The organism is Rhodophyticola sp. SM2404, from assembly GCF_053570515.1.
In genome coordinates, this window is sequence record NZ_JBSEDL010000008.1 from 97,188 (window position 1) to 103,420 (window position 6,233).

Below are 6,233 nucleotides of genomic sequence, written 5' to 3' on the forward strand. Positions count from 1 at the left end.
ATTGTAAGGGGCCGTCCCCGCAGGTAACATTGCGCATCATGGCTGACAATGCAGCACCCGTATTCCTTCTGACCCGCCCGCTTGCGCAATCCGAGCGTTTTGCGCGGCAGATGCGTGACGTTTTGGGCGCGCAGGCAGATATCCGTATCCACCCTTTGCAGGAGATACAGGCGCTGGACGCGCAGGTCGATCTGTCGGGTGTCTCGGCTTTGGCCTTCACTTCGGAAAATGGTGTGCGGGTTTTCGCCGATCAAACGACGCGCCGCGACCTGCCCGCCTATTGTGTGGGTGACCGAACAACGGCCACGGCGACCGAGCTTGGGTTCACGGCCTTTTCTGCCGGAGGGACCGTGGATGATCTGGCCGATTTGATCGTGGCGGCCAAACCGCAAGGCCGTGTGCTTCATCTACAAGGCAAGCATAAAGCAGGCGATCTGGTCGCGGCCCTCTCTGCGCGCGGCGTAGACGCCGCGGGCCTTGAAATCTATGACCAACGGCCCCTTCCAGTTGCGCCCGCGCTGCATGCGCTTTTGCGGGGTCACGGGCAGGTGGTGGCCCCCATATTCTCGCCGCGAAATGCGGCGTTATTCTCGCAGGCCATGCTTGGAGCAGAGATGACGGTGCAGCTTTTGCCGATTGCCATAAGTGCCGCCACGCGTGACGCGCTTGCGCCTGAAATTGCGGCAATTTGCGAAACGGCGGATCATCCCGATGGGGCGAATATGCTGCAATCGCTTTCAAGGCACATTTCCCCCTAGCCCCTCCGCCAGAGGCATGCGACTTTATCCTCCAATGACTCGCTCTGCCCAATTGGGGCATAAGATATTTAAGTAGTGAAGACTCGGGGGATTTACCTTGGCCAAAGCCAGCTCAAAGCGGCCTAGCGCGAAAAAAGCGCAGGATACAGATCAAGTTCAGGACAATGTGGTTGAGGCTGCGGAAGAAGCGGTTCCTGCTGAGGTGAGCGCTGATGGAGCGCCTGAAGATACGGTCGCCGCCGTTGAGGCCAGCGAAGGCGTGGAGACAGCCGAAGTGTTGGACGAAAACACGACCGCACCCGAGGACGCTAACCCCGCAGCCGAACCCATGCCTGAGCCCGAACCACAAGTCGCGGCACCCCGTCGCGGTCCGGGGTTCTTTCCGCTGGTTTTGGGCGGTGTTGTTGCGGCTGGTATCGGATACGGGGCCGCGTATCTTGGCTATTTGCCCGTTCAAGGCGCAGGTGGCGATGCCGCGGCGGAAGCAGATGTTTCCGCGGCACTAGATGGCCAAGCACAGGATTTGAACGATTTGATCGCGCGGACCGAAGCTTTGGAGGCCGCCACTGGTGAGACGGCAGGCGTTGATCTCACGGGTTTGGAGACACGTATTGAGACCTTGAGTTCCGATCTGGCCAGCACCAGCGAGACGCTTGAGAGTTTAAGCGCGCGGATCGAAGCGCTTGAAGCCCGCCCCGCGATCGTTGCGGGCGAGGGGGGCGGTGCAGATGCCAATGCAATGGCCGCCGCTCTGTCACAATTGCAGACCGAGCTTGCCAATCAACAGGCCGCCAATGAGGCGATGACCGATGAAATTCGTAGCTTGGCGCAGGACGCGGAAACGCGCATTGCAGAGGCCGAGCAACGTGCAGAGGTGCAAGTCGGCAATGTCGCCGCACAAGCCGCCCTCAGCCAATTGATGCTTGCCATGGATAGTGGCGCGCCCTTCTCGGCGGCTTTGAATGATGCCGCATCTTTCGCGGGTGTTGACGTGCCGGCTGGTTTGGAGGCTGTCGCGCAAGCAGGTGTGCCAAAGCTGGAAGAATTGCAGACAGCCTTTCCATCCCTTGCGCGTGAAGCGCTGCCTGTTGCCTTGCGTGAAACCGCGGGCGAAGGGGCGATGGACCGGATCGGTGCTTTCTTCATGGGGCAGGTTGGCGGGCGCTCGCTGACACCGCAAGAAGGTGACAGCCCCGATGCGATCCTGTCACGCAGCGAAGATGCCGTGCGGCGAGGGGCCTTGGATGAGGCCTTGTCCGAAATCGCGGCCCTGCCTGCATCGGTTCAGGATATCTTCGCGACTTGGGTGTTTGATGTTCAGTCACGCCAAGATGCAACCTCGGCTCTTGATAGCTTTGCAACCGCCCTTGGCGGCGGCAATTAAGGAAGGACGTTTCACATGCTCTGGTCCCTCCTGAAGGTTCTGATTTTCGTCACCATCGTTGCCGCGCTGACGCTCGGCGCGGGGTATCTTATGGAAATGGGCGATTTCGCCCTTCTGACTGTCGCAGGGCGCGAATTTGTTTTGACCCCCTTGATGAGTGTTCTGGGCGCGGTGCTGTTGCTGATCGCGGTCTGGATCGTGTTCAAACTGGCTGGATTGCTGGTCGCGACACTGCGCTTTTTCAATGGTGATGAAACCGCGATTTCGCGCTATTTCGACCGCCGCAGCGAGCAAAAGGGCTATGAAGCCCTGTCCGAGGGGATGCTCGCGCTAGCCGCTGGCGAGGGGCGTCTGGCCATTCGCAAAGCGGAGCGGGCAGGCAAATTGCTGGATCGGCCCGAGATCACGAATTTGATCGTGGCCCAAGGTGCTGAAATGGTGGGCGACACTGCGCGTGCCACCTCGGCCTTCAAGGAACTCGTCACCGATGACCGCACCCGTTTTGTCGGTGTGCGTGGCTTGATGAAGCAAAAGCTGGATGCAGGTGATACGGAAACCGCGATGAAGCTGGCCGAGAAAGCCTTGGCGATCAGACCGCGCAATGCCGATGTGCAAGACACCTTGCTGCAATTGCAGGCCCGTCACGAGGATTGGAAAGGCGCGCGTGAAACTTTGGCTGCCAAGTTGAAGGCAGGCAATTTGCCACGCGATGTGCATAAACGGCGTGACGCGGTTCTGGCGCTGGCCAATGCGCGCGAGGCCTTGGCCGATGGCAAGGTTGAGGACGCAAAGCGCGAAGCCGTTGAGGCCAACCGCCTTTCGCCTGCTCTGGTGCCTGCTGCCGTGATGTCGGCGCGGATGGCGATTGAAAGCGGTCAGGTCAAACCTGCTGCAAAAACATTGCAAAAGGCATGGAGCGTTGCGCCCCATCCTGATCTTGCGGCCGCCTTTGCAGCGATTGCCCCGAACGAGACCCCAGCGGCCCGTCTGAAACGCTTTGCCCCCTTGCTGAAGCTGCATCGCGACAGCGCGGAGACCAAGCTTCTTGCGGCTGAATTGAACATCGCAGCCGAGGATTTCGCCACTGCACGCCACGCTTTGGGCGATCTTGCCGAGACTAATCCAACCGCGCGTTCGCTGACCATTATGGCAGCGATCGAGCGGGGCGAAGGATCTGAGGATCGCATCGTTCGGGCTTGGCTTGCCAAGGCGGTGACGGCATCGCGCGGGGCGCAATGGCTCTGTGGCAGCTGTGGCCATGTCCATGCGGATTGGAGCCCCGTCTGCGCGCAATGCGAAAGCTTTGACACGCTGGCTTGGGAAGAGGCCCCGCAATCCGAAGCCGCCCTGACTGGCCCGCATCAGATGCTGCCTTTGATCGTCGGCGCGCTTGAGGATAAATCAGCCGAGCAGGACACCCCCGCCGAAGATGCCGAGATCGTCGAGATCGAGGATGTGACGCCAGATGATGGGACCAATCTTGATGATCCCTCTGGTGAGGTGGAGGAAACCGAAGCGCGCGCGGCATCCTAGATCTTTACGTATCTGGCCGTAGGTTGGGCGCGTCACCGCAGGCGAAGCGCTTTAAATTGGGGCTATTCAAGTTCAAAAAGGCTTGCTAATAGCGCGCCCGAAAGCCGATGTAGCTCAGATGGTAGAGCAACGCATTCGTAATGCGTGGGTCGGGGGTTCGAGTCCCTTCATCGGCACCAATACTATATAGTATAGTAAATTAAATAAGGGCTTTCACCTGCCCAGTGATACATCAAAGTATCACATTTACTGCGTACGTGTATCACAATTACTTTGACTTTTGCGCGGTTATCTGGTATAACTACGGTATCTGAAGAAGCTCAGATCAATCCCCTAAATCACTAATCTAAGGATGCTCCCCATGCATGATTTGCATGTCGATTCCTTTGTGCAGGCACTCGAAGTCAGGCGCAAATACCCAAATCTATTTTATACTAACAAATATCAGCAACTCATTGTCGCAGCCGCCAAGACAAACCCTGCTTTCTTCGATGTCGAACAGAAGGAGAATGCATGAATTTAGTCGCAGCAATTCAACAGGGGCAAGACAGGGCTGCACTCAAGCCAGAGTTCAATGAGAAGGTAGAGATTCTCACCTGTCTTCTCAGGGCAACCAGTGTGGTTCCGTACCGTAGATCAATACAGAACGGGCATCGTCACAATGAGCTTGCATCAGCAATAGCGCTTGCCCATGAGCTAAACACAACCCTAGACATTCGACATCGTTCCGCAGCCCTGTATCACGCAGACGGTCAAAGTACGATGATCCCCAAATGGCTGAAGCGTTGCCTTGAGAATGGCATTCTTGAAGCTGATAACGATCTGAATATCCCTTACGGCAAGCTCCGCGTTACTGATCTAACTGGGCGTTTCATCAGTTAAGCAGGCTTCTCAGCGTCCGTAATATCAGACACCCCCCATGTTTGGGTTGTCTACCAATTTGTCCATTTGAACAGCAAAACCCTAATTTGATCTGGACGCTATCAGTGGTCCTCGCTCTTTGAGTAAGACCCCATAGCTTTTGCTTTTTGGCTGCAACCAATCCTCCCCAACCATATAACAATAAGGAGCCTCAAATCATGTCAGGCTTAATGAATCCAACAGGCGAGAACCCATCGTCCGTTCTTGATGAACTGCGTAATCGTCTGACTATCAATGTCTCAGGTGATCCTGACGACATTCTAGCTTCCATGCCAGAGGCACAACGCAACGCTATCCTTGTGATGGCACGGGAAGCCAATCGTGTAATGCGCTTCTCGAATATCTCAGCCGCACAGGCAATCAGCAGGCTTTACCCGAATGCTGACATGGATAAGCGCAAAGTCATCTTGGCGTTGCTTAACGCAGAAGAAGATCGCCCTGACTTTGCAGCACGACAAGTCGAACTAGATAGCGCTTCCTCTGAGTGGGATGCACTGCCACCACTTGAAGAAGTATTAGCTTGTGGCCCTTCATTCATCAGAACAGGTAGTAAAACGAACAGCCAGACAGAGGCGCTAATCTCAAGGCCACAGCGCCCAGCGCCAACCTATACTAGTAACGATAACGCTGGGGATGCTTCGAGTTTCATGGACGCACTTACAGCCATTGAGTCAGGTGGTAGGGCGGACGCTGAATACACCACACGTGATGGTCGCAGGCATGTGGGGCTTTTGCAATTCTCTGATGCACGGCTATAGGACTATCGTAACGCTACAGGCGAGACATTCACGCAGCACGACTTCGTGCAGGACACGGAGCTACAGCAGCGAGTGGGGCAGTGGCACGTAGCATCTATTGATCAAGCCATAGATGATCTTGGAAGTGAGGCTGCTGGTTACGACAGGGATGGACTACGAGCTGTGGCGCATCTTGGTGGCATTACAGGCATGACACGCTTCGTGCGTTCTCACGGCCAATACAACCCATCTGACGAGCTAGGCACATCTGTGGCTGACTACTATGCCCGCTTTAGTGGTGGGGCTTCCTGATGAAACACGAAGCAAAGTTTGAAGCCGCATCCACGCAAGAGAGTTCACCATTCTACGATGACATCGTTCTTGAGCGTGGCAATTACCGCATCATCGTGGGCAAGGAGACATCACGCTACCCAAAGCAGTTCATTGTGCAGAAATACACGGGCGGCAGGTATCGCAATCTGAGCTATCACGTGAACTGGCAGAGCATTGGCTTCAGACATGGCGCTTGGCTGGTCAATCCAGACGACCCGAAGGTGTGCCTCTAGCAAGGTCGTAGCGGCGTTATAACCGTGGCAGGGTGGGCATTAGAGCATTTTAGGTAGAGCGCAGCCCAGAGCATCGAAATGTAATCTGACTTGAAGTCTTATCGTGGCCATACAACCAAATCCGCCCTCATCATGCCCTAACTATGCGTCCACCCGCCCCAGAAACCTTATTAGAGAAACCCCAAATTAATGGTACTAAACGACGGGGCTAGACAGGTTTCCGTCTCCGAATCCAAGACAAAGATTTGGTTTTGGTGTACCGCTCTGCGATTTAAACTAGATAGAATCTTCACCCTATGAGTTACTGAACCAAAGAACACAATTTGGACATTCT

The 6,233-nt window shown here is 55.7% G+C and carries 7 protein-coding genes and 1 tRNA gene; all 8 read left to right on the forward strand.

The genetic code is table 11. The annotated features are described in order from the left end of the window. Positions 1–38 precede the first annotated feature (38 nt). The 8 genes from ACTYEO_RS12830 (at position 39) to ACTYEO_RS12865 (ending at position 5,899) form a co-directional block, all read left to right on the forward strand. A complete protein-coding gene (locus ACTYEO_RS12830; RefSeq protein ID WP_449324143.1) occupies positions 39–758 on the forward strand; it encodes a uroporphyrinogen-III synthase in 720 nt (239 codons plus the stop codon). A 97-nt stretch (positions 759–855) separates the two neighbouring features. After that, positions 856–2,142 carry a COG4223 family protein gene (locus ACTYEO_RS12835; RefSeq protein WP_449324144.1) on the forward strand — a complete coding sequence of 429 codons (1,287 nt, stop codon included), beginning with the start codon at positions 856–858 and terminating at the stop codon, positions 2,140–2,142. 15 nt (positions 2,143–2,157) lie between these two features. Continuing rightward, positions 2,158–3,675, forward strand: coding sequence for a heme biosynthesis HemY N-terminal domain-containing protein (locus ACTYEO_RS12840; RefSeq protein ID WP_449324145.1), 1,518 nt, complete (start codon positions 2,158–2,160; stop codon positions 3,673–3,675). Between the two features lie 103 nt (positions 3,676–3,778). Continuing rightward, positions 3,779–3,854: transfer RNA gene (locus ACTYEO_RS12845), tRNA-Thr, on the forward strand. 182 nt (positions 3,855–4,036) lie between these two features. After that, positions 4,037–4,192: a hypothetical protein gene (locus ACTYEO_RS12850; RefSeq protein ID WP_449324146.1), complete on the forward strand. Its 156-nt coding sequence runs from the start codon at positions 4,037–4,039 to the stop codon at positions 4,190–4,192. Beyond that, positions 4,189–4,557 (forward strand): hypothetical protein, encoded by a 369-nt coding sequence (locus tag ACTYEO_RS12855; protein WP_449324147.1) that lies wholly within the window; start codon positions 4,189–4,191, stop codon positions 4,555–4,557. The genes ACTYEO_RS12850 and ACTYEO_RS12855 overlap by 4 nt, the downstream gene beginning before the upstream one ends. Positions 4,558–4,754: 197 nt before the next feature. Beyond that, positions 4,755–5,354 (forward strand): hypothetical protein, encoded by a 600-nt coding sequence (locus ACTYEO_RS12860; RefSeq protein ID WP_449324148.1) that lies wholly within the window; start codon positions 4,755–4,757, stop codon positions 5,352–5,354. 290 nt (positions 5,355–5,644) lie between these two features. Continuing rightward, positions 5,645–5,899 carry a hypothetical protein gene (locus ACTYEO_RS12865; protein ID WP_449324149.1) on the forward strand — a complete coding sequence of 85 codons (255 nt, stop codon included), beginning with the start codon at positions 5,645–5,647 and terminating at the stop codon, positions 5,897–5,899. The last annotated feature ends 334 nt before the right edge of the window (positions 5,900–6,233 follow it).